This window comes from Lacrimispora sp., assembly GCF_031982545.1.
Lineage (GTDB): Bacteria > Bacillota > Clostridia > Lachnospirales > Lachnospiraceae > Lacrimispora.
Genome location: NZ_DALYXB010000004.1, coordinates 129987 through 150404, shown reverse-complemented (window position 1 = coordinate 150404; position 20418 = coordinate 129987). Strand labels below are relative to the sequence as shown.

Below are 20418 nucleotides of genomic sequence, written 5' to 3'. Positions count from 1 at the left end.
TCAGCCGCAAGATAGAAAAACATGTTGCGGCTGATTTTTTGTTTTGTGTCAGATGAGTTCATGATATAATAGCAAAAAAGGGGGAGCCAGAGGTGAAAATTGACAGGTTGATCGGAATCATATCCATATTACTGCAAAAAGAAAAGGTGACAGCACCTTATCTTGCTGAGAAGTTCGAAGTATCCAGAAGAACCATAAACCGTGATGTGGAGAATTTATGCAAGGCTGGAATACCAATCGTCACAGAACAGGGGAAAAATGGCGGGATTTCTATCGCCGAGGGCTATAAAGTAGATAAGACATTATTTACCTCTGCGGAGATACAGGCAATTCTTTCCGGGTTAAAGAGTCTGGACAGTGTATCAGGAAGCAACCGGTATCAGCTTTTGATGGATAAGCTATCCTGTGGCAGTAATGATTATGTAGGTGCCAGTGGTCCGGTTGTCATTAATTTAAGTTCCTGGTACCAGTCATCCCTTCCGCCTAAATTTGAACTGATTAAGGATGCAATCGAGAGAAAAAAGAAGATTGAGTTTCAGTATTACGGTCCTGGTGGGGATAACACGCGGGTATTAGAACCCTGTTTGTTGATATTTGAATGGTCTTCCTGGTATGTTTGGGGATATTGCCTGCTTAGAGATGATTTCCGTATGTTTAAATTAAACCGGATGGATCAGATCCGATGCACCAATGAGGACTGTGAAAAAAGGGAGATTCCTCTCTACCATATGGATCCCCGTAAAGTTCAGTGGACCAATGGAGTAGAGGTAACAGCAGAATTTGATAAATCCATGAAATGGAGGCTCATAGAGGAATTCGGCATGAACAGCTTCAGTGAAAATGCGGACGGCAGGTTATTAATAAATATTGGCTGGTCGGATCAGGAGTCTTTATTTGGCTGGCTGCTTGGATTCCGGGATTGCGTGCGGATTATTGAACCAGTGGAATACCAGAAGGATTTTTTAAATCTGCTGGAACGGATTAAGAATCTTTATTGATAAATAGAATCACCTGGCACCATATTGACAATGACCACAGAATCTATCATAATATACAGATACCCCTTATGGTATCCGGAGGTGCGAAATGAAACAGTGTATGGATGCAGATAATCTGCATCGGCGTTTAAAAAAGATCATTGGTCAGGTTCAGGCTATTGACCGTATGGTAGATGAAGATGTCCCCTGTGAGGACGTGCTTGCCCAGATCAATGCAGCAAAATCTGCGCTGCACCGGGTTGGACAGGTAGTTTTGGAGGGGCATATTAATCATTGTGTCAGAGATGGAATAGAGCATGGAGATGCCGATAAAACCATTGAGAGTTTTACAAAAGCAGTCGAGCGTTTCGCCAATATGACATAATTGATGCGTAGAAGCAGGACATCCGTTAAAGCGGAGGCCCTGCTATTTTTTTTCCACAGCCACCCATATTTCGCAGGAATAGTCTGGATTGTTTACATCATCGGATGGATAGACTTCAAAGTCCGTACCCCCGCAGGGCTTGTATTCACTGGCGGGGAAAAACTCACTGTAGATTTGCTGATACAGTCTGGTAAATGCATCCGGCATGGAACCGATGCACGGAAATACGGCATACGTATGAGCCGGAACGTCCCATACCATCAAATCTTTTTCTGCAGGCAGAGTACCGTTAAAGTAAACCCCGATGGCGTAAGGGCAGCCAGGATCTGCTGCATCTTTTCCAAAACCTGTTCCCGCTATGTTTTTCCCAAACATCGTATCAGAAGAAATATACCTGGCAAGCGCGCCAATTGTTCCATCCATGCGGCATTGCTTCCAAAATTCAGATATTCTGGCGGAGGTCAGTTCATTTTTGCCGGATACCTCCATGGGTTTACCAATCATTTGAAAGCCGTTCCTCTTTTCAATCCTGTAATCAGTCACATTGGCTCCAGTCAGGATCAGCTTAACAGAAAGACGGGAAAATGATTTCAGACTGGCACCGTTTCGCACCTGGGTAGGGGACACTCCATGAAAGCGTGTAAAAGCGCGGCTGAAGCTTTCCTGGGTGTCGTAGCCATATTTTACGGCAATATCGAGAATACGTGTATTGGTGTCTGCCAGCTCACATCCTGCCAGAGTCAGCTTTCGCATACGGATATATTCTCCCAGAGTAAATCCGCATAGTATTCCGAATACCCGCTGAAAATGAAAGCTGGATGAACATGCCTGTTTTGCAATCTCACTAAAATCCAGTTCTGTGGTTATATGGTCTTCCACGTAATCCACTGCCTTTTGAATGCCGCTAATCCAATCCATCTTTGTTTCTCCCCTTGTTTTATTCAAATAGTGGAATGATATCTCTGGTAATCAGTGTAGTCTGTATTTTAAAATTTGGTACAAACCGGGACGCAATCGCTACAACAATACTTTTTTCAGGATTAACAAATATGAAGTTTCCGCTGTCACCAATCGCAGCATAACAACGGTCTCCCTCACTGTCTGTAATCCACCATAAATAACCATATAAAAAATCTCCCCAACGGTTCCTTACTTTCGTGCATTCTTCAATCCATTTTTGTGATAGAATTTCCCTGCCTTCATAGCTGCCGCCGTTTAAATAAAGCTGTCCGATCTTTGCCATATCCCGTGGAGTAAGGCAAAGTCCCCACCCGGCTGTGTTCACACCCTTTGGATCAACCACCCAGCCGTTTACAGATCTGCTATATAGAAAGGCAAGATGCTCCTCTTTATTTCTGATTATCGTATTACCGGGAATTGTTATGCCCAGTGGTGTAAACAGATTTTCTACTGCAAAATCAAGTACGGATTTGCCTGTGGAGTTTACTAGAATTCCGGATAAAATCTGTGTACCAACGGTGGAATACTTAAATTCTCCGGTTAAACCAGATTTACCTCCCAATAAATCCAGGGCAGATTTAGTCCAGTCATCACTGGAATAGACCTTTGTATAAGGTTCCGACTTATATTTGTATGGCGCAGTCATGGTAAGCATATTTTTTATGGTGACCTGCTTTATGGTCTGTTCCCCGCGCTTAAGCTTGTAGGCTGGGAAAAAATCCAGAACGTTCTGATCAGGGCTTTGTATATAACCCTGATCAATGGCAATACCAATCAGTGCCGCTACAATGCTTTTGGTTACCGACATTACGTGAACCGCATCCACTGAGGTATAGCCGTCAAAATAACGTTCATAAACAACTTCCCCCTTTTTTTGTACAACGATACCAGCTATATTATTGTAATCTGCTGCAATTATATTTTCTAACCCAGCAATACCATCGTTCATGATGTTTCCCCGCTTTCTTTTTCAATAATCCGTTAGATTTCACAGATACTATCTTACGGGAAAACGGATTTAACCGCCTGACATTTTGTGCGGAGCGGTGTCATATGCAGCTATAGTACAGTATATCAGAATATGTATTTTTTTCAATCGGAGTGAAAATGCAGGTTTCTGCTTGACAATTGATACCTATGGGGGTATATTGGGTTATGTTAAGTACATATACCCCTATAGGTATAAAAGGAGGCGGATTATGAATCGTATCAATAAGTTTTTAGAGTGGGGAGGGCCCTTGAAAGAAAAAGGGAGTCTGGTAGTTTCTGTGATTGCTCTTATTATCAGCTTTTTTGATTTGGCGCCAATACCTTTTGATGCCGCCTGGATTGCAGTTCTTCTTTGTGGCATTCCAATTATTATGGAGGCAGTCATTGGTTTAATCACTGAATTTGATATAAAAGCAGATGTACTGGTATCCATTGCGCTGATTGCCTCTATCATAACAGGGGAGATATTTGCTGCGGGAGAAATTGCTTTCATTATGCAGTTGGGGGCATTTCTTGAAGATTTTACAGTAAAAAGAGCAAGAGATGGGATTGAAAAACTGGTTCATTTAACCCCCCGTACAGCCAGGAGGCTGAAAGGGGCGCTAGAGACGATTATTCCGGCAGAAGAGGTATTAAAGGGAGATCTTCTTCGTGTATTACCGGGAGAGACGGTTCCTGCAGACGGAGTCATCACAACTGGAAGAACCTCTGTGAATCAGGCTGTTATGACGGGGGAATCCCTTCCTGTGGACAAAGGACCGGGAGATGAGGTCTCCAGTGGCACAGTCAATCAGTTTGGTTCCTTTGATATGGAGGCAACCAGGGTAGGAGAGGACAGTTCCATACAGAGAATGATACGTCTGGTTCAGTCTGCAGATGCACGAAAGGCTAAAATAGTGGGCGTTGCGGACCGATGGGCAACGTGGATTGTGGTGATTGCTCTGGCAACTGCCTTGATGACCTGGTTTTTTACAGGCGAGCCGATGCGAGCCGTCACCATACTGGTTGTATTCTGTCCCTGCGCACTTGTTCTGGCTACCCCAACAGCAATTATGGCGGCAATAGGCAATGCGACTAAGCACGGCTTCCTGGTCAGGGAGGGAGATGCACTGGAACGTTTGTCTGCAGTCAGCAAACTGACCTTTGACAAGACTGGTACTCTGACCTATGGGACTCCTCAGGTGGTGTCTGCAGTCAGCTTTACAAAAGAGTATGGGGAGGATGAAATATTTGAGCTGGCAGCAGCGGCAGAGTCCCGCTCGGAACACCCGCTGGGGAAAGCCGTGGTCCGCTCATTGAAAGAGCAAAAGAAAAAGGATGTGATGCCCGCAGATGAATTTGAGATGATTCCCGGACGGGGTGTTAAGTCTGTTGTAAATGGAAAGAAAATTCTGGCTGGTACTCCGGAGCTTTTGTCTGAAAATGGAATTCTCATGGAAGAATGGCATAGAAGAGAGGCAGAATTTTATCTTAATCAGGGCTGCACAGTTATCTATCTTTCGGAAGGCATTATTCCTGCTGGTTTTCTTGCATTATCGGATACCATCAGAAAGGAAGCAGGTGAGGTGATTGGACGAATTAAAGAAATTGGTTCGGAACCTGTTCTGCTTACCGGGGATCATAAAAGCGCAGCCATGCATATTGCTGGTCAGCTTGGGATTATGGAGATTCATGCAGAGTGTCTGCCTGAAGATAAACTCAATTGGGTGAATACCTATGAGGAAGAAAAGAAACGGGTTTGCATGATCGGCGATGGTATCAATGATGCCCCGGCTTTAAAACGTGCTTTTGTCGGAATAGCCATGGGCGGGATCGGCAGTGATATAGCAGTGGAAGCCGCAGATATTGCCCTGGTGAGCGATGATATAAAAGAAATCCCCCATCTTCTGGCTCTGTCAAAAAAGATGATGAGTACCATACATTATAATCTGTTCTTTTCCATGTTCTTAAACTTTACTGCTATTATACTGGCGGTAACCGGGATATTAAATCCGGTGGTAGGCGCACTGGTACATAATGCAGGATCCCTGGCAGTAATCATTAACTCAGCGTTTCTTCTGAAATGGAGTGCAAAATAAATAAGCAGCATTGGAAAGCCGGACTTTTCAATGCTGCTTATCGATTAATCTTTTTGTCTGACGTTTACAAAGGCTTTAATTGCTGCAAAACTTTCCGCACTGATCACATGTTCAATCCGGCATGCATCCTCTAATGCGATCTTACGCTCGACGCCCAGAGCCATAAGCCAGTCCGACAGGAAGGTGTGGCGCTCGTACATCCGCTCAGCGATTTCCTGCCCCTTTTCCAACAGCGTTATATGTCCGTTTTCATCCATATCGATAAAACCATTCTCGCGAAGATTCTTCATTGCCACACTGACGCTGGGTTTGGAAAATTCCAACTCACCGGCTATATCAATTGAGCGTACATATCCGTTGCGTTTATGCAGCATTAAAATTGCTTCCAGATAATTTTCAGCAGATTCCTGTATTTTCGTAACAGCACCTTCTTTCAATGTTCTTTTTGTATCTGTTTATTGTAACACAAACAGGCTTGTATTTTCAAGTCAGGTTATCCATTCCTTTTTCATGCTTTTTTATCATGGTACGGAACTGACTGATGGAGATTCCCAGTTCATTGCTGGCGGATCGCAAAGAGTATTCCCGGTTCAGCCATTTTTCATATATAGGAAAGAATTCATCTGGAAGGGGGGAAGGATATCTCCCCAGATGCTTTCCCTGTGCTTTTGCTATGGCAATTCCTTCTGCCTGCCTTTGTCTGATATTTTCTCTTTCCGCCTGGGCTACATAAGAAAGCAGCTGTAAGACAATATCAGAGATCAGCGTTCCTATTAAATCCTTATTGGTCCGTGTATCTAGAATTGGCATGTCAATAATCACGATGTCTGCCTTTGTGATTTTAACGATATCTCTCCATTCTTTCTGAATGTCTTCATAATTTCTTCCAAGGCGGTCCAGACTTTTGACGACCAGTACATCGCCCTCTTTCAATTTCCGTTTCAATTTCTGGTACTGGGGCCGGTTAAAATCTTTTCCCGACAATTTATCACAGTAAATATTTTTCTCTAAAACTCCCCATTTAATCAACTCTACCAGCTGCCGTTCAACGTTCTGATCAAGCGTAGATACTCTGACGTAACCATAGAAATTATTCATATATTATTTGACCTCCTGTCTTTTCTATTATGGCAGAAAGAGTAGATTTTAAAATGAGACAAGCATAAAGTATTGCTAAAAAGGTGTACCTTTTCGGCAATACTTTATGCTTGTTAAATTAGTATAATTAACCATAATATATTATAATAAAAACTTCGACATATTTCAACAAAAATATAGCAGAAAGGAGATTTTGGGTGTCGATATAGAAAGGTACACCTTTTTGACAATAAAATTCATGGTACAACGGTTATATTAATCGAAAATAAGACGAATATAACGGTATTAAGTAACAATGAAAGGGGGACCGGCATATATCCGGTACAAAACTATGAAAAGAACCTCGATGAAGAAGGCATTTATACTGCATTTTTTTGCAATTACTGTTTCAGTACTTATTATGGTAATTTCTGTAACCTTAAGTTTTCAGTCCATTAATAAGGTAAATGGGTTGATTTCGGAATGTTATGAAGAGAAAGAATTGCTTTTGTCTGCCCAGACCGCTCACTACAAATGGGGGAGCAATTTAAGCAATTCATTAAATTACGGAACGGAATTTACAGGTCAAAAGGATGAAACCAAGTGTGATTTTGGAAAGTATCTATACAGTGACAAAGTAAAGAATTCACAGGATATGGCTGAATTTTATACAAAGGCTGAGCCGCTGCATAAAGAGATTCATGAACTTGCCGACCAGGTGCTGGATCTGGAGAAAACCAATAAGAGTGCAGCAATTGAACTGGAGAAAAACGGTGTTAATGTAAAAATTGAGCAGTTAGTTCAGTTACTTGATTCTGCAAAGGTACAAAAGCAGGCCAATATTGACCAGCAGCTTAAAAACATGAAAATTACCATTTTTAAGGGAGTGGCAATGTGTGCTGCTGTATTAATAATTACATTTATACTTTTGATTTTGACGTTCCGTTATGTCAGCCGCCATATTGTCAGTCCCATACTCAGGCTTCAGGAGGAATGTAAAAAACTAAAGGCAGGCTTACTGGATGTGTCATTTACAAACCGCCTTACAAATGAAGTAGGAGATTTAGGCAATTCCCTGGATGATTCTGTTTTGGCAATTAAAGACTACATAAAGGCAATTGATTATGCCATGTCTCAGTTTGCCAATGGAAATTTTGCATGTGAATGCTCCATAGAGTTTGAAGGAGATTTTTATAACATACAGAAATCAATCGAATTTTTCCAGAATCAGATGAATCATACTCTGTCTGAAATAAAACAGGGGTATGAACAGGTTTCCACGGGAGCAGAACAGGTTTCTGCCGCTTCTCAAAGTCTTGCACAGGGGGCCGCAGAGCAGGCCAGCAGTGTAGAGGAACTGTCTGCAGCAATAGCGCAGGTGCAGGCACAGGCAAAGGATAGCGCCCAGTATGCCCAGAATGTGGATACCATAGGAAACCAGGCGGAGCAGACAGTAAGAGAAAGCCTTGTTGAAATGGAACATCTTAAAAATGCCATAGGCAACATATCGGAAGTTTCAGAACATATTACAGAGATAATAGAGACGATTAATTCAATTGCTGCTGAGACAAATCTTCTTGCTTTAAATGCGGCAATTGAGGCGGCCAGAGCAGGAAGTGCAGGCGCAGGTTTTGCAGTCGTCGCAGATGAGATCAGAAAGCTGTCTCAGGGATCCGCGGAAGCGGCTAAGAATATTTCAGCTCTTATAGAAAATTCCATAGCAACCATTCGTCAGGGAGAAACATACGCCTCAAGTACAAGTCAGGCATTTGCTGAGGTGGCAGAGCATGCCAATACCATTATCAGCATGGTAGGAAAAATTGCTGAAGCATCGGAAAAACAGTCCCTGTCGGTAACGGAAATTTCCCGGGGAATGGATCAGATTTCTTTCGTTGTTCAGTCGAATTCCGCGACTTCAGAGGAAAGTGCTGCAGCAAGTGAGGAGTTAAACAGTCAGGCGGAGGTAATGATGAGCCTGATAAGCCAGTTTAAACTGAAAACAAGTGCAAACTCATGATTGAAGGTGTAGTAAATGACGGAAAAAGATGCTCATGTTCTTCTTGGGCAGATTCAGAGTATTATTACAAATAAACCTGTAACGGGACAGCTGGAGGGTGATACTCCGGTTTACAAGGAACTTCAGGATACCATTTCCTGTCTTTCCAGATATATGTTGAAAATGAACCAGCAGGTAACTAGAAGCCGTGGATTAAATTCCCTGTTACTGGCTATCATTAACAGTCTGAAGGATTGGGTTGTTGTAACAGAGGAGGAGACAGGCAAAATCCTTTATACCAACGATCTTGTGAAAAATCGGTTTTGTAATGAGGAGACCGGACAGTTTATTTGCGGAGAGGCATGCGGATTGATGAACCGGCTTCAATCTCCAGATAAAATAGAAGACAAACAAAAATTTGAGTATCAATGCAAAAAGGAAAAATTCTTTCAGGTAGAATCCCACCGGGTGCAATGGGAAGATACGAGAGCAGTCATTCATTTAATTACTGATGTGACATTTCAGAAAGAAACAGAGGCTCATCTGGAAATAATGGCGTATAAAGATGAGCTGACCGGACTTAATAATCGGAGATGCTGTATCAGCACCATCGATGAGTATATGAAAGCGGAGCCTTTATTTGCCTTGTGTATGATTGATCTGGATGGATTAAAAACGATCAATGATCAATTTGGTCACCTAAACGGAGATCAGTATTTAACATGTGTTTCACGGAAATTAAAAGAGTCTGTTAATCAGGGGGATTTTATATGCCGCTTTGGGGGAGATGAATTTGTAATTCTCTACCGTGGAATAACAGAAGAAGAGGCTGAGAAACGGTTAGCCGAAGTTAATCATAACCTGGCAACAAATCCGGTCGGTTATTCCATGTCTTTCAGTTATGGAATTGTCTGCATTAAAAAGGAAATGAATCTGCTACCTGAGACTGCTATAAAGATAGCTGATGAAAAAATGTATCAATATAAACGGATGCGTAAGTAAAAAAAGAGGTCTTTCGAAAGCAGCAGAGGACAGGCGTATCTTTTCTTGTGTTTTTTGTAGTTTTACATTATAATGATAGGCAGGTAAAATGAAATGGGAGCAAGAAAAGAATGAGATTTATTGGAAGCAAGACACTGCTGCTGGACCAGATTAAGTATGTAATAGATGAAAAAGCGCCGGAAGCGAAAAGCTTCTGTGATATATTTTCTGGAACCGCTGCGGTTGCCAGATATTTTAAACAGTGGTATCAGGTCTGTTCCAATGACCTGCTGTATTTTTCTTATGTGCTTCAGCGGGCAACTGTTGAGAACGACCAGATGCCGGAGTTTACCTGTTTGCAGTCAGAAACAGGAATTGAAGATCCACTGGATTATTTTAACGGGATAGAGAAAAAAGAGATGGAAGAATTGCCGGTGGAACGGCGTTTTTTCCAGAATACGTATGCGCCTGTGGGCGGCCGGATGTATTTAAATGATGACAATGCTCTTCGCATAGACTTTGCACGCTGTACCGTAGAGGACTGGAAAGCAGCCGGTTTGTTAAGTGAAGAGGAGTATTTTTATCTGGTAGCCTGTATTGTAGAGGGAATCCCTTTTGTTTCCAATACGTCTGGAACCTATGGTGCTTTTCATAAGTCGTGGGAGAGAAGAAGTTATAAGCATTTTGAACTATATCGTCTGCCAGTGACACATAACGGAAAAGAAAACCGCTGCTATAATGAAAATGGTTCGGACTTATTAAAAAGACTGGAAGGCGATATTCTCTATATTGATCCTCCTTACAATTCCAGACAGTATTTTTCAAATTATCATGTTTTGGAAACCGCTGCCAGATATGATTATCCAAGCGTGCGGGGAGTCACCGGACAAAGGCCGGAAGCGGAAGGACAGAAATCTGAGTTCTGCATGAAAAACAAGGCAGTTCCTGCCTTTGAAGAGTTGATTTCCAATGCCAGATACCGCCATATCATACTGAGCTACAGTACAGACGGGCTGATGTCGATGGAAGAGATAGAAGCAGTTATGAAAAAACACGGAAAGCCAGAGACCTATCATGTGTATGAGATCCCCTACCGCAGGTACAAGAGCCGTAAGGTGAAAGAAACGGAACGTTTAAAGGAGCTTTTGATTTACATAGAAAAGCAGGTGCCGCCATGTACATAAAAAGTCCTCTGAACTACACAGGAGGAAAGTTTAAGATTCTGGACTCTGTTTTTCATGCGTTTCCAGCCAATATCCGGACGTTTGTGGATGTATTTGCCGGCGGGTTTAATGTAGGAATTAATGTAGAGGCCGAGACAATTATCTGTAATGATCAGATTCATTATTTGATTGAGATGTTTCAGATGTTTCAGGCTACGGATACCAACAGGCTGCTGGAACGGATCCGGGGAATCATTAACACCTACCAACTGACCCAGCAGAATAAAGACGGATACTATGCGCTTCGGTCAGATTACAACAAAACCGGTGATTTAACTAAGCTCTTTGTTCTGACCTGCTATGCGTTCAATCATCAGATCCGTTTTAATAACAGCCATGAATTTAATTCTCCTTTTGGGAGAAACCGGAGTTCTTTTAACAACAATATTGAAAAGAATTTAACCCAGTTTTGCCAGGCGCTTCAACAGAAAAATATCCAGTTCACCAACAGGGACTTTACAGAACTGGATTATTTAAAACTTGGACCGGAGGATTTGGTTTACTGCGATCCTCCCTATCTGATTTCAACTGGGAATTATAACGATGGTAACCGGGGATTTAAAGACTGGAAGGAAAAGGAAGAGCGGGAGCTGCTTGAGCTGCTTGATAAACTGAATCAGACTGGAATTCGGTTTGCTTTGTCAAATGTATTTTATCATAAGGGACTTTCCAATGAACTTTTGATTGAATGGAGCAAGAAGTATCAGATTCATTATATTGATAAAACCTATTCCAATTGTAATTACCAGTTTAAAGAACGGGATGCAGTTACGGTTGAAGTACTTATAACAAATTATTAATAAAAGCGGAAGCTCTGATTCGTTTCACAGAGGCTCCGCTTTTTTTGTTTTGCTGACTTTTTATAAAAAATAAAGATAAGTTTAAAGAATAAAATAATTAACTTAATCAGTATTAACATTAAATAAATGATTATTTCCTGTAACTGCAAAAAATCGCCAAACTATTAAATATTATTCGTTTGGCGATTTTAAGTACTTATAACTTGTATCTTAATCATTTTATAGGGCTTATTTTCATTTATCGCCCTCTTTCTCCACCTTAATCTCCCAATGGATCAAAAAGGTGAGTGCAGCCCGAAGAACAATAATGGCAGCAACCAGGGCAACCTCAGAAAGCTCTCGAACCACAACAGTTCTTAAAATCTCACTTCCAAGCTTAAACTCCAGTCCCAGTGCCATACCCTCGGCAAGATGCAGACGTATGGCAGGATTATGCTTGACATAGTTGATAATACCTTTGATACCCGATACAATGATGACAATTACTCCCATGAATTCAAAGAGAAGAATTGCAATGTCTACCACCTGCCGCAACAAAATTTCCAGATTTCCTACCATATGTTCCCCCTCCGTCTGGTATTCATTAATTAGATTTTACTTCTTTCCAGGCTTCGTTATAAAGGCTGTCTGACTGGTCTCCCAGGTACTTGTAAACTTCGCTGTTCTTTAACATGCTGTCATCTGGGAATAAAGCCTTGTTGTTTTTCACTTCCGGATCAAGCAGATCAAAAGCACCTTTATTTGGTGTTGGATATGTGATATATTCAAAGTTTTTCTTTGCAATGTCCGGACGGCATAAGAAGTTAATCCACTTTTCCGCATTTTCCTTGTTGGGAGCATTGGCAGGAATTACCCAGGAATCCAGCCAGAGATTGGTTCCCTCTTCCGGAATTACATATTCCAGAGAATAATCAAGACCAAGATCCTTAACTTCGTTCTGAATATAAAGCATTTCACCGGAATAGATAACGCCAACAGCTGCTTCTCCACCGATCATCTTATCACGAACCTGATCGATTACATAAGCCTGTACCAGAGGCTTCTGTTTGATTAAAAGCTCTTTTGCTTCTTTGATTTCCTGCTCGTTGGTGGTGTTCATGGAATATCCCAGTGATTTTAAAGCTACCATAAATGCATCCCGGACACTGTCCTGCATCAGGATGTTGTCTTTGAATTTCTCATCCCACAGATCAGACCATTTGGTAGGAATATCTTCTTTCGCCACCATTTTGGTATTGTAAAGAATTCCCACGGTTCCCCAGGAGTAGGGGATGGAATACTTGTTTTCCGGGTCAAAGCTCTTTGACATCTCCAAATACTTGGGATCAATTTCCTTGTAGTTTGGAATGTTGTCAAAGTTGATTTCTGCAAGAAGGTTGTTCTGTGCCATCTTCTGAATCATATAGTCAGAGGGGCAGATTGCATCGTATTTGACACCGCCAGCCTCAATGACCGGGTACATCTCTTCATTGGTTTCGAATAAATCGTATACTACCTTAATACCTGTTTCTTTTTCAAATTCCTCAATGACGGATTCGTCAATATATTCGCCCCAGTTGTAAACATAAACCTCACCATTGCTTCCTGCCTTGGCCTGTGATTTTCCACAGCCGCTTAACAGGGAAGTGGAAAGCAGGGCGAGGGCGCTGATTGCCATAACCATTTGAATTCTTTTTTTCATATTAATGATCTCCTGTTATTTTTTTCGCTTTGGTGCAAAGTTTGTGATTAAGAGAAGAACCAGCACCGTTAAAAAGATAATCGTGGAAAGTGCATACATGGAAGGTTTAATTCCCCTGCGTACTTCACTGTAAATTAAAGTCGATAATGTATTAATACCGGCACCCTTTGTAAAGTGAGTGATAATAAAATCATCAAGTGACATGGTAAATGCCAGCAGAAATCCGGAAAGTACACCTGGAAGAATATCCGGGAATACTACCTTGAAAAATGCGGAAACTGAGGTGGCTCCCAAGTCCATGGCTGCCTCGTAGGTACTTTTATCTGTCTGCTTTAACTTCGGCATGACACTTAATATGACATACGGAATATTAAAGGTAATATGTGCGATCAGTATGGTCTTAAATCCCAGAGAAATCCCAAAGGCGATGAATGCCAGCATCAGGGAGATTCCGGTTACAATATCCGCGTTCAGCATGGGAATGTTGGTAATGCCCATGAGAAGAGAGCGGGGAAACGGCTTCATGCTGTTAATTGCAATGGCGGCTGCAGTACCGATAATAACTGCAATCAGAGACGATACAAATGCAATCAGCAGGGTAGTATAAAGTGCCTCCATAATCGTGCTGCTGGAAAACAATTCTGTGTACCATTTGGTAGTAAAACCTCCCCATTGGGTACGGGATTTTGAATTGTTAAAAGACAGCACTGTCATGGTTGCTATGGGTGCATATAAAAACACCACAATAAGAACCAGGTAAAAATCCTGGAAAAAACGTTTGATAAAAGCTGTTTTTCTATTTATCACAGTACCGTTCCCTCCCCATTTTTATCATACTTGGCAATGAGCGCCATGCTGATTAAAATAAATATCATAAGGACCAGAGAAAGGCCGGAGCCTAAGTTCCAGTTGCTCCCTTTTGTAAATTCCTGCTCAATTACATTACCGATTAGAAGAATTTTGCTTCCGCCTAATATATTGGAGATAACAAAGGTGGTAAGTGCAGGAACGAAAACCATGGTGATGCCGCTTACGATTCCAGGTATGCTTAAAGGAAGCAGAATCCGAATGAGCACCTGGAGGGAATTAGCGCCTAAGTCTCTTGCTGCGTTTACTACATTGTCATCAATTTTCATCAGCACATTATAAATCGGAAGAACCATGAATGGAAGGAAGTTATATACCATACCAAGGATAATGGCTCCCGGAGTGTTGATAAGTCCCTGATTTGGCAGGTGGAGTGTGGATAGAATTCCGTTAATCACACCGTTCTTCTCCAAAAGCGTCTGCCATGCAAGAGTACGAAGAAGAAAATTCATCCACATGGGAAGGATAAAAATAAATACGATAAAGCTTCCCTGGCCCATTCCTCTGGTGCGGAGAATCATCGCAAGAGGATAAGCTAATACCAGGCATAAAACAGTACTTAAAAGGGATAAACCCAGAGAGAGCCACAATGCCTTCGCATGTTCCTCTGTAGAAATAGAAAGAACATTGGAAAGTGTGAAAGCTCCGCTCTTGTCAGTGAGTCCGTAAAATACGATCAGTGCAAGTGGAATCAGAATGAAACCAATCATCCACATCAGATACGGTCCGGACAATAATTTCTTATTCATTGACTCCCACGGCCTCCTCATCCTCTGAAGCCGGCTTGTTCATGATCTGGATATCAAAAGGATCCACATGAAGACCTACTTTTTGTCCAACTGGGAATAAGTCCGTACTGTGAACCAGCCATTCAAATCCGTCCGGTGAAGTAACTTCCATTTCGTAATGAACGCCTTTAAAGATTAAATGTGTAACAACGCCCTCAAGTCTGCCGTTTTCCGGAGCAACCAGGTCGATGTCTTCCGGTCTGATGACTACATCAACAGGAGCATTGGAACCGAATCCTTTATCTACACAGGCAAATTTGGCACCAAATATTTCAACCAGCTCATCTCTTAACATAATTCCCGGTACAATGTTACTTTCCCCGATAAAGTCAGCCACAAATGCGTTCTCTGGTTCATTGTAGATGTTTTCCGGAGAGCCCATCTGCTGAATATAGCCCTGATTCATAACGACTATGGTATCTGACATGGTCAGAGCCTCTTCCTGATCATGGGTTACATAAATAAAGGTAATGCCAAGCTCATTTTTCAAACGGATCAGCTCATACTGCATATCCTGACGAAGTTTTAAATCCAGTGCGCCTAACGGCTCATCAAGCAGCAGAACTCTTGGTTCGTTGACGATAGCTCTTGCAATGGCGATTCGCTGCTGCTGTCCGCCGCTTAAGGAACTGACGCTGCGGTTTTCAAAACCGTCTAAGTTTACCAGCTTTAAGGCGTATTTAATCTTATCCTGAATATAAATTTTGGATTTATTCTTGATTTTCAAACCAAATGCAATGTTTTCCGCAATGGACATATGGGTGAAAAGAGCATACTTCTGAAAGACTGTATTCAGTTGTCTTTTATTGGGCGGGAGATTGGTGATGTTCTGGCCGTCAAAGATAACCTCGCCTTTGCTGGGGCTCTCAAAGCCTCCGATAATACGAAGTGTGGTGGTCTTTCCGCAGCCGCTTGGACCCAGTAATGTAACAAATGTGTTCTCCTTTACGGAGAGATTTAAATCATCAAGAACTATAGTTCCGTCAAAGCTTTTTGATATATTTCGTAAATCAATGAGTGACTGACCCATGAGCTTTATCCTCCTGTTAAAAGCTTGGAGGTGAACTTACCCAGATTAAGGAAGCACCTGCCTTGCTGCTTAAGTAATGTTTTTTATCTGGTATAAAGTAAAAGGATTCCCCTTTTTTTGCTTTATATGTTTTATTTCCTATATGAATGGAAATGCTTCCCTGCAGTACATACCCGAATTCTTCTCCTTCGTGTGGATTGTCCGGATAAGTCTGTCCTTCTGACTCCAGGGTCAGCAGGATGGGTTCCATCATATTTTTCTGTGCGTTTGGAATAATCCACTTGATTTCATTTTTCAAATCTGCGTCGTGTTTTTCAAAATAGTCGGTTTTGCCAAATACGATCTGCTCTTCCCGGCTTTCGTTAAAAAACTCTCCGATGGAGGTACCCAGACACTGTAAAATATCCATAAGAGTTGCAATGGAGGGGGAGGTTAAGTCCCTTTCCAGCTGAGATATAAATCCCTTTGACAGTTCCGCGCGGTCAGCCAGTTCTTCCTGAGTCAGTCCTTTTAATACGCGCAGTTCCTTTAATTTTGTACCGATATCCATTTGCTCCTCCTTCTTATTATGTTAAGCTGAAAGTTTACTTATACTAACTGACGATAAATATAACTATAAAGTTTAGTAATAATAAACACGCAGCAAGATACATTATACTTGTTTTTCCATGTATGTCAATAGTTTTTAAGGAAGTTTTTCCTTAACAAACGGGGAAAATTATGATATGATATTTCTAGTTTATACAAGGAAGATTTGAGGAGGAAAAGTGTTATGACAGGTAAATATATGGCTTATGTAGGTTCCTATTCCTACAATGGACAGGCCAAGGGCATCACGGTGTATGATGTCGATGTGGAAAAGGGCCGTTTTATCCCAAGATGTGAGGTGGAAGTAGACAATTCTTCTTATGTAATAGCTTCCAACAATGGCAGGACACTTTATTCCATAGCTGATGAAGGCGTGGTATCTTTCCGCATTCATGAGAACGGTTCCATAACAAGATTAAACTCAGCAAATATTAAGGGTATGAGAGGCTGTCATTTATCTACGGACAAAGATGACAGATATATTTTTGTATCCGGCTATCATGACGGAAAGTGCACCGTTCTCCGTTTAAATGACGATGGTTCCGTTGGTGAGATTGTAACCAGTGTGTTCCATAAGGGACTTGGCAGTGTGGCTGAAAGAAATTTCCGCCCTCATGTAAGCTGCTCCAGACGAACTCCGGACGGAAAATTTATTATGGTTGCCGATCTGGGAATTGATCAGGTGAAGATCTACCATTTTGATGAAAAGGATGAAGAACTGCTTTTGGTGGATGCCATCAGAAGTGAATTAGAGTCAGCACCCAGATGCTTCCGGTTCAGTAAAGACGGAAAGTTCTTTTATCTGGTTCATGAGCTTAAGAATATTATTGATGTATTTACCTATGAAACAGGAGACCACCAGCCGAAGATTGAAAAGGTTCAGACCATAAAGACCACCGGTCCCAAACCGCTGACCCAGTTAACCGCAGCAAGTGCCCTGTGTTTTTCAAACGACGAAACACACATGTTTTGCGGAAATGCAGGAGATAATACGGTTACGGTATATGACCGTGATCCCCAGACGGGTCTGTTAACCTATTTATGCTGCCTGCCTATCAGCGGAAGCTATCCAAAGGATATTTGTGTATTTCCAGATGACAAGCACATTGCTTCCATTAACCACGAGACTGGAAGCATTACGTTCTTTACGGTGGATTACGAAAAAGGGCTTTTAATTATGAACGGGAAAGAATTAAAAGTGAATGAACCTAACAGCTGTGTAATCGTAAAAGTCAGCAAATAAAGGAGAGACAACTATGGCGGGATCCACACTTGGCACAATATTTAAAATCACAACATGGGGAGAATCCCACGGAAAAGGAATCGGTGTGGTGGTAGATGGCTGTCCAGCCGGCCTTTCTCTGGAAGAAAAGGATATTCAGTGTTTCCTTGACCGCAGAAAGCCGGGACAGAGCAAATTTACCACAATGCGAAACGAAGGGGATCAGGTGGAGATTTTATCCGGTGTATTTGAAGGTAAGACAACCGGAACTCCTATTTCCATGATTGTCTGGAATACGGACCAGCGTTCTAAGGATTATGGTAATATTATGGAAGTTTACCGTCCGGGTCATGCAGATTATACCTTTGATGAAAAATATGGTTTCAGGGATTACCGGGGAGGTGGACGATCCTCCGGAAGGGAAACCATCGGCAGAGTTGCGGCGGGCGCCATAGCTGCCTGTTTTTTAAGAAGCCTGGGAATCACTGTGACGGCTTATACCAGATCGGTGGGACCATTTGAAGTGAAAGAAGAAAGCTTTGATTTAAAAGAGCGGGACCAGAACCGTCTTTATATGCCTGATAAAGAGACCTCTCTTTTGGCAGAACCGTATTTAGAAGAGATGATGAGTAGAAAAGATTCTGTAGGAGGCATGGTGGAATGCATCATTGACGGCGTGCCGGCCGGAATCGGTGATCCTGTCTTTGAGAAATACGACGCATCTCTTGCAAAAGCAGTGATGTCTATTGGGGCAGTAAAAGGATTTGAGATCGGAGATGGATTTTTAGCTTCCCGTGCTCTGGGATCTGAAAATAATGATGGTTTCTGTATGAACCCAGATGGCAGAGCGAAGAAAGTGACCAATCATGCCGGAGGTATCCTTGGCGGAATCAGCGATGGATCCAGAGTGATTTTCCGTGCTGCTTTTAAACCTACTCCCTCCATTGCCCAGCCTCAGAAGACAGTTACCAGACAGGGAGAAGAAACTGAGATTGAAATTAAGGGTCGCCATGATCCGATCATCGTACCCCGTGCAGTCGTGGTGGTTGAGGCAATGGCGGCACTTACAACGGCCGATCTGCTGCTTGCCAATTTATCTGCCAGAATGGATCGCATTATATCCTTTTATAAACAGGAAACTGAATAACTTGATTATATCCGGCATTTATGCTATGTTAAATGCCGGATATATTACTGACTTATTTAACAGAAACAGGAGAATGACAATGAAGATTGCAATGGGTAATGATCATACAGCAATAGAGATGAAAGAAGCCATTAAAGAGTTTGTGGAAAGTAAAGGTTATGAAGTAATTGATTTTGGTACCAATTCCACAGAAAGCTGCGACTATCCGGAATATGGTGAGAAAGTTGGCCGTGCAGTAACAGAAGGAAAAGCAGATTTAGGAATCGCAATCTGCGGAACCGGAGTGGGTATCTCTCTTGCATGCAATAAGGTAAAGGGAATCCGTGCCTGTGTCTGCAGTGAGCCATACACAGCAAAGCTTTCCAGAATGCATAATGATTCCAATGTCCTTTGTTTTGGCGCAAGAGTTGTAGGTGTGGAACTGGCAAAGATGATTACGGAAGAATGGCTTGATGCCCAGTACGAAGGCGGAAGACATCAGCGCCGTGTTGATATGGTAATGGATATCGAAAAGAGAAATTAACTCTGTGAAAGGGGAGGCTTATGAGTCAAGAACTGGAAAACAGAACAAAACAAACCCTGGCTGAACAGGTAGCAGAGCAGATCCTGAATGATATTGTGGAAAAGGGGCTGGAGATTGGTGCTAAGATCCCAAATGAATTTGAACTTGCCGAAGAGATTGGAGTAGGCAGGGGAACCATCAGGGAAGCTGTTAAGATTTTGGTTTCCAGAGAGATTCTTACCATACGAAGAGGAGCAGGGACCTTTGTTTCTGAACGACAGGGGCTTTTAGATGATCCCCTGGGGCTTTCCCTTTTAAAGGATAAAACCAATCTGGCTCTTGATTTATTAAGCGTCCGCCTGATGCTGGAACCGGAGATTGCGGCACTGGCTGCCGTGAATGCCAGACCAGATCAGCTAAAGGAACTGGAAGAACTAAAGGGCAAGGTAGAAGAACTGATTAATCAGGGCGAGGATCATACCCACGCAGACATTCTTTTTCACCGGCAGATCGCCGTATGCAGCGGCAATCTGGTGGTGGAAAAACTGATTCCTGTGATTAATTCATCTATCTCCCTGTTTGTGGATTTAACCAATGCCAGACTGGGACAGGAGACCATAGATACGCACAGAGAAATCACGGACTGTATTATCAGAAAGGATCCGGAAGGGGCCAGATGCGCCATGTATATGCATCTGACCGCGAACAGGAGAATGCTTAAATCTCTGGAGGGGAATTAAATGGTTATTTCAATCTGGTTCCCCTCCAGATCTATGATACAGCTTTCATAATAGCCGTCACCGGTCGTCCGCGGACCGCTGATCACTTCATATCCATCCTGCTTCAACTGAATGGTAAGACTGTCAACGTTTTCTTTGGTTCCTGCCTGGAAGGCTATGTGGATAAAACCGGTGCGGGTGAGTGTTTTTTGTGGATCTTCCATAACTGGTTTATTCATGATTTCCAGCCGACAGCCGTCCTCAAAGGTTAAAAAATAGGAGCAAAAACCGGTTTTGGGATTGTGGTAACCGTCATTTGATTTTCCATTAAAATAATTGGTGAAGAACTCTTTTGTTTTTTCCAAATCATTTACATACATGGCTACGTGCTCAATTTTCATTATGAA

General features: G+C 42.2%; 22 protein-coding genes. 11 read left to right on the top strand and 11 right to left on the bottom strand.

Annotated features, from left to right (window positions below):
• The first annotated feature begins 92 nt into the window (after positions 1 to 92).
• Both ABS301_RS08340 and ABS301_RS08335 read left to right on the top strand, forming a co-directional pair.
• The gene (locus ABS301_RS08340; RefSeq protein ID WP_349671781.1) at positions 93 to 998 is read left to right on the top strand and encodes a helix-turn-helix transcriptional regulator; all 906 of its coding nucleotides are present in this window, start codon (positions 93 to 95) and stop codon (positions 996 to 998) included.
• An 88-nt stretch (positions 999 to 1086) separates the two neighbouring features.
• Complete coding sequence (locus ABS301_RS08335; RefSeq protein ID WP_104434186.1) at positions 1087 to 1362, top strand: metal-sensing transcriptional repressor; 276 nt, start codon at positions 1087 to 1089, stop codon at positions 1360 to 1362.
• Between the two features lie 42 nt (positions 1363 to 1404).
• Here ABS301_RS08335 and ABS301_RS08330 read toward each other — a convergent pair whose 3' ends face one another.
• Entirely contained in the window at positions 1405 to 2280 is an 876-nt protein-coding gene (locus tag ABS301_RS08330; protein WP_349671780.1) for an effector binding domain-containing protein, read from the bottom strand.
• Between the two features lie 19 nt (positions 2281 to 2299).
• Complete coding sequence (locus tag ABS301_RS08325; RefSeq protein ID WP_349671779.1) at positions 2300 to 3271, bottom strand: serine hydrolase domain-containing protein; 972 nt, start codon at positions 3269 to 3271, stop codon at positions 2300 to 2302.
• Between the two features lie 250 nt (positions 3272 to 3521).
• On the opposite strand from ABS301_RS08325, the gene ABS301_RS08320 reads away from it, so the two are divergent.
• Positions 3522 to 5390: a heavy metal translocating P-type ATPase gene (locus ABS301_RS08320; RefSeq protein WP_349671778.1), complete on the top strand. Its 1869-nt coding sequence runs from the start codon at positions 3522 to 3524 to the stop codon at positions 5388 to 5390.
• A 44-nt stretch (positions 5391 to 5434) separates the two neighbouring features.
• Here ABS301_RS08320 and ABS301_RS08315 read toward each other — a convergent pair whose 3' ends face one another.
• Positions 5435 to 5827: a metal-dependent transcriptional regulator gene (locus ABS301_RS08315; RefSeq protein WP_349671777.1), complete on the bottom strand. Its 393-nt coding sequence runs from the start codon at positions 5825 to 5827 to the stop codon at positions 5435 to 5437.
• A gap of 46 nt (positions 5828 to 5873) precedes the next feature.
• On the bottom strand, positions 5874 to 6488 hold the full coding sequence (locus tag ABS301_RS08310) for a recombinase family protein (RefSeq protein WP_349671776.1): 615 nt from the start codon (positions 6486 to 6488) through the stop codon (positions 5874 to 5876).
• 346 nt (positions 6489 to 6834) lie between these two features.
• On the opposite strand from ABS301_RS08310, the gene ABS301_RS08305 reads away from it, so the two are divergent.
• The 4 genes from ABS301_RS08305 (at position 6835) to ABS301_RS08290 (ending at position 11467) form a co-directional block, all read left to right on the top strand.
• Positions 6835 to 8484: a methyl-accepting chemotaxis protein gene (locus tag ABS301_RS08305; RefSeq protein WP_349671775.1), complete on the top strand. Its 1650-nt coding sequence runs from the start codon at positions 6835 to 6837 to the stop codon at positions 8482 to 8484.
• Between the two features lie 15 nt (positions 8485 to 8499).
• Positions 8500 to 9465 carry a GGDEF domain-containing protein gene (locus ABS301_RS08300; protein ID WP_349671774.1) on the top strand — a complete coding sequence of 322 codons (966 nt, stop codon included), beginning with the start codon at positions 8500 to 8502 and terminating at the stop codon, positions 9463 to 9465.
• A 110-nt stretch (positions 9466 to 9575) separates the two neighbouring features.
• Positions 9576 to 10628: a DNA adenine methylase gene (locus tag ABS301_RS08295; protein ID WP_349671773.1), complete on the top strand. Its 1053-nt coding sequence runs from the start codon at positions 9576 to 9578 to the stop codon at positions 10626 to 10628.
• Positions 10619 to 11467 (top strand): Dam family site-specific DNA-(adenine-N6)-methyltransferase, encoded by an 849-nt coding sequence (locus tag ABS301_RS08290; RefSeq protein WP_349671772.1) that lies wholly within the window; start codon positions 10619 to 10621, stop codon positions 11465 to 11467. The genes ABS301_RS08295 and ABS301_RS08290 overlap by 10 nt, the downstream gene beginning before the upstream one ends.
• Before the next feature lie 234 nt (positions 11468 to 11701).
• Here ABS301_RS08290 and ABS301_RS08285 read toward each other — a convergent pair whose 3' ends face one another.
• From ABS301_RS08285 to ABS301_RS08260, 6 genes are read right to left on the bottom strand one after another with little or no spacing between them, the layout of a single operon-like run.
• A complete protein-coding gene (locus ABS301_RS08285) occupies positions 11702 to 12025 on the bottom strand; it encodes a DUF1622 domain-containing protein (RefSeq protein WP_349671771.1) in 324 nt (107 codons plus the stop codon).
• 25 nt (positions 12026 to 12050) lie between these two features.
• Positions 12051 to 13148 carry an ABC transporter substrate-binding protein gene (locus ABS301_RS08280; protein WP_349671770.1) on the bottom strand — a complete coding sequence of 366 codons (1098 nt, stop codon included), beginning with the start codon at positions 13146 to 13148 and terminating at the stop codon, positions 12051 to 12053.
• 15 nt (positions 13149 to 13163) lie between these two features.
• Positions 13164 to 13952: an ABC transporter permease gene (locus ABS301_RS08275; RefSeq protein WP_349671983.1), complete on the bottom strand. Its 789-nt coding sequence runs from the start codon at positions 13950 to 13952 to the stop codon at positions 13164 to 13166.
• Positions 13952 to 14764 carry an ABC transporter permease gene (locus ABS301_RS08270; RefSeq protein ID WP_349669909.1) on the bottom strand — a complete coding sequence of 271 codons (813 nt, stop codon included), beginning with the start codon at positions 14762 to 14764 and terminating at the stop codon, positions 13952 to 13954. The genes ABS301_RS08275 and ABS301_RS08270 overlap by 1 nt, the downstream gene beginning before the upstream one ends.
• Positions 14757 to 15833 carry an ABC transporter ATP-binding protein gene (locus tag ABS301_RS08265; RefSeq protein ID WP_349671769.1) on the bottom strand — a complete coding sequence of 359 codons (1077 nt, stop codon included), beginning with the start codon at positions 15831 to 15833 and terminating at the stop codon, positions 14757 to 14759. Before ABS301_RS08265 ends, ABS301_RS08270 begins: the two co-directional genes overlap by 8 nt.
• Positions 15834 to 15849: 16 nt before the next feature.
• Positions 15850 to 16383, bottom strand: coding sequence for a helix-turn-helix domain-containing protein (locus ABS301_RS08260; RefSeq protein ID WP_349671768.1), 534 nt, complete (start codon positions 16381 to 16383; stop codon positions 15850 to 15852).
• A gap of 222 nt (positions 16384 to 16605) precedes the next feature.
• Between ABS301_RS08260 and ABS301_RS08255 the strand changes: the two genes are divergently transcribed.
• The 4 genes from ABS301_RS08255 to ABS301_RS08240 all read left to right on the top strand — a co-directional run bounded on the left by ABS301_RS08255 (position 16606) and on the right by ABS301_RS08240 (position 20032).
• Positions 16606 to 17664: a lactonase family protein gene (locus ABS301_RS08255; RefSeq protein WP_349671767.1), complete on the top strand. Its 1059-nt coding sequence runs from the start codon at positions 16606 to 16608 to the stop codon at positions 17662 to 17664.
• Between the two features lie 13 nt (positions 17665 to 17677).
• Positions 17678 to 18790, top strand: coding sequence for a chorismate synthase (aroC, locus tag ABS301_RS08250; RefSeq protein WP_349671766.1), 1113 nt, complete (start codon positions 17678 to 17680; stop codon positions 18788 to 18790).
• 79 nt (positions 18791 to 18869) lie between these two features.
• Positions 18870 to 19313 (top strand): ribose 5-phosphate isomerase B, encoded by a 444-nt coding sequence (rpiB, locus tag ABS301_RS08245; RefSeq protein ID WP_349671765.1) that lies wholly within the window; start codon positions 18870 to 18872, stop codon positions 19311 to 19313.
• 20 nt (positions 19314 to 19333) lie between these two features.
• The gene (locus ABS301_RS08240; protein WP_349671764.1) at positions 19334 to 20032 is read left to right on the top strand and encodes a FadR/GntR family transcriptional regulator; all 699 of its coding nucleotides are present in this window, start codon (positions 19334 to 19336) and stop codon (positions 20030 to 20032) included.
• Here ABS301_RS08240 and ABS301_RS08235 read toward each other — a convergent pair.
• Positions 20029 to 20412 (bottom strand): VOC family protein, encoded by a 384-nt coding sequence (locus tag ABS301_RS08235; RefSeq protein ID WP_349671763.1) that lies wholly within the window; start codon positions 20410 to 20412, stop codon positions 20029 to 20031. The two genes, ABS301_RS08240 and ABS301_RS08235, sit on opposite strands and share 4 nt — an antisense overlap.
• Between the last annotated feature and the right edge of the window lie 6 nt (positions 20413 to 20418).

Bases quoted from the DNA above. Each gene is read 5' to 3' on its own strand.
- ABS301_RS08335 (WP_104434186.1), top strand. From the start codon at position 1,087: ATGAAACAGTGTATGGATGCAGATAATCTGCATCGGCGTTTAAAAAAG.
- ABS301_RS08330 (WP_349671780.1), bottom strand. From the start codon at position 2,280: ATGGATTGGATTAGCGGCATTCAAAAGGCAGTGGATTACGTGGAAGAC.
- ABS301_RS08325 (WP_349671779.1), bottom strand. From the start codon at position 3,271: ATGAACGATGGTATTGCTGGGTTAGAAAATATAATTGCAGCAGATTAC.
- ABS301_RS08320 (WP_349671778.1), top strand. From the start codon at position 3,522: ATGAATCGTATCAATAAGTTTTTAGAGTGGGGAGGGCCCTTGAAAGAA.
- ABS301_RS08310 (WP_349671776.1), bottom strand. From the start codon at position 6,488: ATGAATAATTTCTATGGTTACGTCAGAGTATCTACGCTTGATCAGAAC.
- ABS301_RS08305 (WP_349671775.1), top strand. From the start codon at position 6,835: ATGAAGAAGGCATTTATACTGCATTTTTTTGCAATTACTGTTTCAGTA.
- ABS301_RS08300 (WP_349671774.1), top strand. From the start codon at position 8,500: ATGACGGAAAAAGATGCTCATGTTCTTCTTGGGCAGATTCAGAGTATT.
- ABS301_RS08295 (WP_349671773.1), top strand. From the start codon at position 9,576: ATGAGATTTATTGGAAGCAAGACACTGCTGCTGGACCAGATTAAGTAT.
- ABS301_RS08290 (WP_349671772.1), top strand. From the start codon at position 10,619: ATGTACATAAAAAGTCCTCTGAACTACACAGGAGGAAAGTTTAAGATT.
- ABS301_RS08285 (WP_349671771.1), bottom strand. From the start codon at position 12,025: ATGGTAGGAAATCTGGAAATTTTGTTGCGGCAGGTGGTAGACATTGCA.
- ABS301_RS08280 (WP_349671770.1), bottom strand. From the start codon at position 13,148: ATGAAAAAAAGAATTCAAATGGTTATGGCAATCAGCGCCCTCGCCCTG.
- ABS301_RS08270 (WP_349669909.1), bottom strand. From the start codon at position 14,764: ATGAATAAGAAATTATTGTCCGGACCGTATCTGATGTGGATGATTGGT.
- ABS301_RS08265 (WP_349671769.1), bottom strand. From the start codon at position 15,833: ATGGGTCAGTCACTCATTGATTTACGAAATATATCAAAAAGCTTTGAC.
- ABS301_RS08260 (WP_349671768.1), bottom strand. From the start codon at position 16,383: ATGGATATCGGTACAAAATTAAAGGAACTGCGCGTATTAAAAGGACTG.
- ABS301_RS08255 (WP_349671767.1), top strand. From the start codon at position 16,606: ATGACAGGTAAATATATGGCTTATGTAGGTTCCTATTCCTACAATGGA.
- aroC (WP_349671766.1), top strand. From the start codon at position 17,678: ATGGCGGGATCCACACTTGGCACAATATTTAAAATCACAACATGGGGA.
- rpiB (WP_349671765.1), top strand. From the start codon at position 18,870: ATGAAGATTGCAATGGGTAATGATCATACAGCAATAGAGATGAAAGAA.
- ABS301_RS08240 (WP_349671764.1), top strand. From the start codon at position 19,334: ATGAGTCAAGAACTGGAAAACAGAACAAAACAAACCCTGGCTGAACAG.
- ABS301_RS08235 (WP_349671763.1), bottom strand. From the start codon at position 20,412: ATGAAAATTGAGCACGTAGCCATGTATGTAAATGATTTGGAAAAAACA.